At 46.7% G+C, this 3,421-nt stretch carries 3 protein-coding genes and 1 pseudogene; all 4 read right to left on the reverse strand.

Features of this window, described 5'->3' with window-relative positions:
* The coding region (locus tag ACFIJL_RS08850; RefSeq protein WP_375624297.1) for a phage tail tape measure protein at positions 1-1,985 on the reverse strand (1,985 nt) is incomplete at its 3' end.
* A 131-nt stretch (positions 1,986-2,116) separates the two neighbouring features.
* Positions 2,117-2,530 (reverse strand): hypothetical protein, encoded by a 414-nt coding sequence (locus tag ACFIJL_RS08855; protein WP_273790101.1) that lies wholly within the window; start codon positions 2,528-2,530, stop codon positions 2,117-2,119.
* A 9-nt stretch (positions 2,531-2,539) separates the two neighbouring features.
* Positions 2,540-3,058, reverse strand: coding sequence for a phage major tail tube protein (locus ACFIJL_RS08860; RefSeq protein ID WP_375612336.1), 519 nt, complete (start codon positions 3,056-3,058; stop codon positions 2,540-2,542).
* 3 nt (positions 3,059-3,061) lie between these two features.
* Positions 3,062-3,421, reverse strand: a pseudogene (locus tag ACFIJL_RS08865) (phage tail protein); the annotation flags it as partial.

Genomic DNA, 3,421 nt, shown 5'->3' on the forward strand with positions numbered 1-3,421 from the left:
AGATCTTCGCCCGCTTGTTCCATACCAGCCTTGGCACTCTCCGAGAGCTTTTCCTGTGTAAAAAAACTCTTCAACCATTGCCAAAAGTTGGAAAAGCTTTGTTTAACGCCCTCCCACAAATTGCCAAACCACTCGGCAACAGAGGAAAGTCCTTGTTTAAACTTTTGCCAAGTTTGAGAGAAATCAAACGCAGCAGCAATGATATTTTTCCATTTGGTTATGGTGGTGGTATCGGCACCAAAAAAGCGCATGACGGCTTCAAAGGCACGCCCAAAAGCCCGAGATACCCCCCGTGCAAAACCTTTGACAAATGAAGAAAAACGATCCCAATATTTCCACAAAGCAAAACCAGCAGCCAATATGACCGCCACAACAGCAGCAATGACCGCCCCGATCGGGGTAAAAATACCCCCCACAACAGAGGCAATACCAGCTCCAACCACTTCGATCACTGTCCCGATCCAACCAAAAGAGGCAGCAAATGCACTTCCTGAGACAGCAATCCCCCGTAAAGCCCCTACCAGTAAAGTTATGGGGCGAAGAAGACGCAGCGCACTTCCACCAAAGCTTGCTGCTATTAAACCCAGCGAGCGCCCTGCGGCTGCTAAGCCCCGCCAGCTTGCAGCAACACCACGACTAACAGCACCCATCTTGATAAAAGAGCCCATCAATTGAAGAAGCCCAAGACGTGTGCCAGCCATGGTAAAGCGCAACACGCGCAGAGCAATATTAAAAGCCATCAGAGCGGCAATGGTTTTGATAATGGCGCTTGTTAAAGTTGGGTGCGCATTCGCCCACGCCATAAGCCCATTAGTAAAATTACCAACAGTTTCCATGAGACTGTTGAGAGGAGGCAGAAGCACTTCACCAATGCTAATCCCCAGAGCCACAATACGGTTTTGTAAGAGTTCAAATTGCCGCATGGCACCGGTTGCTTGTTTGTCTGCTTCTTGTTCTACCGAACCTTTAAAGACTTGTGGATCTTTCACATAATCTAAAGCTTGCCCTAACAATTCGGGATTGCCCACCAATTTGGCAAAATCACCAGTAAAATCGCGCCCAGCAATGGCAATCAGCGAGCGCATCCCCTGTTCGGATTTCGCTAAAACATCAAAAAAGCGTACCAAGGTACCGGTGGCATCTTTGTCCAGATCTTGCATGAATTTTTCGCGAGAAAGCCCGATATTGGCAAAAGCATCTTCAATATGTTTGCCTCCTGCCTGAATACGGGCACTCATGGCATTAAAACCACGCGCGGCACTCTCAGGAACAATACCAGCAGAAATCATCGCTGTACCAAATGCCGCAGTTTCGCGCGCGGTGAGCTTAAACATGGTTGCCGCACCGGTGGCACGATTGGTAAAATCAGACACCTCACTTGCCTTTGCCGCCATGTGATTAGAGAGATGATTGATAGCATCGCCTAGATCTTCAATGCCTGCCTGATTAAGCTTAAAGACATTGCGCAATTTGGCAAAGCGCTCCCCAATCTGATCTCCCGTCATATCAAAAGCAACAGCCGCTTTGGCAGCATAAATGCTAAAAGCTTCCAGATCTTGTTCGCCAATCCCTGCTTGGCTGGCACTGGTCATCAATTCTAAGACTTCACGCGCCGCTAACGGAATCTTGGTGGAGGTTTCAAGCGCAAAACGGCGCAATTCCTTTAAGCGATCAAGGGGGGCATCGAGAACCTTTTCTAATCCCTTCATCGATTGATCAAATTGCATGGCTTTATAGAGCGGTGCAATTAAGGTTGCTGTTTGCGCAATGGCACCCACCATGCGCCCCCGCGCTTGGATAAAAGCATTTTCCGCATTGGCTGTTGCTTCCCTCAGATGCTCCGAGTCAAACCACCCTTTAAAATGCTGCCTTGTCTTGTTTTGGAAATGCGCAATATCGCTACTAAAGGCTGCAAGATCTCGCTTGGCAGAAGCGATCCCCTCTTGCAGATGATTGACAAAACGCACAACAAGAGAAACATCCATGATCGTCTCTTATCCTAACTTATGGCTTTCATATTCTTGAGCTTTCAGGCGCGCGAGTTCTTCTCGATAAGCAATCACATCCAGCCAATCCATCTGGTTAATTTCTGAAGGCGCCCAGTGATAATAAAGGGCTAGTTCTGCCCCAAATTGTCTGGCAGAGAGGATTGGCGTTGCGTAAAAAAAGCAAAAAAAGCCTTCAATATTGCGACAATATCCATCACATCAACTCGATCAATCAATTCAATAGATTCATGTGACATATCAGCCAAAAGTGCTGTGATGCCTTCTGTTGCCTCACTTGTGAACAAAACTTGAGAAAGCTTCGTGATAAGCACATCATTGCTCAAAGTTGTTTTTTGCTCTCCAAACTCAGGAAGCAGCAGCTCTGTCAATTGTGGTCCAATGAGCACCGCTAATTGCTTGGCATGCTTAAAAGTGGGGCGATAAAAGGTCAGTTTCTTGCAGAGAGATTCTTTGCCACCTTTATCTTGATAAGGAAGCGGAACCTGCAATTCCACGTCAATGCTGGTTTGTAAACTTGTCATGATCAATTCCTATAAATTGAGAATAGAGCGGCGGCGAGAACCGATCTCTTGCCCATTGCGGACAAGCCAGCCGCCCCGTTTAAAAGAAAAGCGGTGCAAAACAGAACCATCCCAAAATTCCGTATAGTCCCAAATATTTTTGATCTCGCAATCATAGCCTGTCGCTTTTCCAGCCGTTAAGCCTTCGCTATCAACTTTGACCAACCGCCCTGTCACATCAATGGAATGTTCATGCTCACGCCCATCTTCTTCAGAGATCACATGTTTTTTGCCTGTGAATTTATGACGAAGCCCAGGAGGACCACCAAAAATACCGATGACCTCAGGGGTATGGCTGCGGATTTTCATTTGCAAGCCAAGGGCTTTGACACCAAGACCGCTCACATCAATCTGCATATCAGAGCCCCCTGGTTGATAGGTTTCAGTGATTTCTTCCAACGTAGGTAATTTGAGGGTTTCAAGATCAAGGTGAAGATTCACATCATCATCAACAATCAGCGTAAAACCGCGTACAATGCGTAAAGTCATGCTTTAACTCCTTGCTGCTTTGCGATAAGTTTCAAGCGTATCGCCAAATTGATAAGTCATTTTCTTTTGGATATCTTGCGCCAGCCGATCAAAATAAGCGCTATTGCGCCGGCTGCCGAAACTCAAATCTTCTAAAGGTGGCACTTCTTCTGCATCAAATTCGACCCGCAATTTTCCCAATTGTAAAGTGCTGTTGGAATTTAAATCGCGGTCAAACCAAACACGGCCACCCAAAAGCGCACCACGCGCAATCATATCATCAAGAAAGCTGGTCAAAGAGCGGGTGATAGCAATGACATGTTGACCAGTAAGGTTTTCATCATTGGCCCAAGGGCGGAAATTGTTGATGATCGTTTTTTCCAA

This window comes from Bartonella sp. TT119HLJHH, assembly GCF_042193385.1.
In the GTDB taxonomy this organism is placed as follows: domain Bacteria; phylum Pseudomonadota; class Alphaproteobacteria; order Rhizobiales; family Rhizobiaceae; genus Bartonella.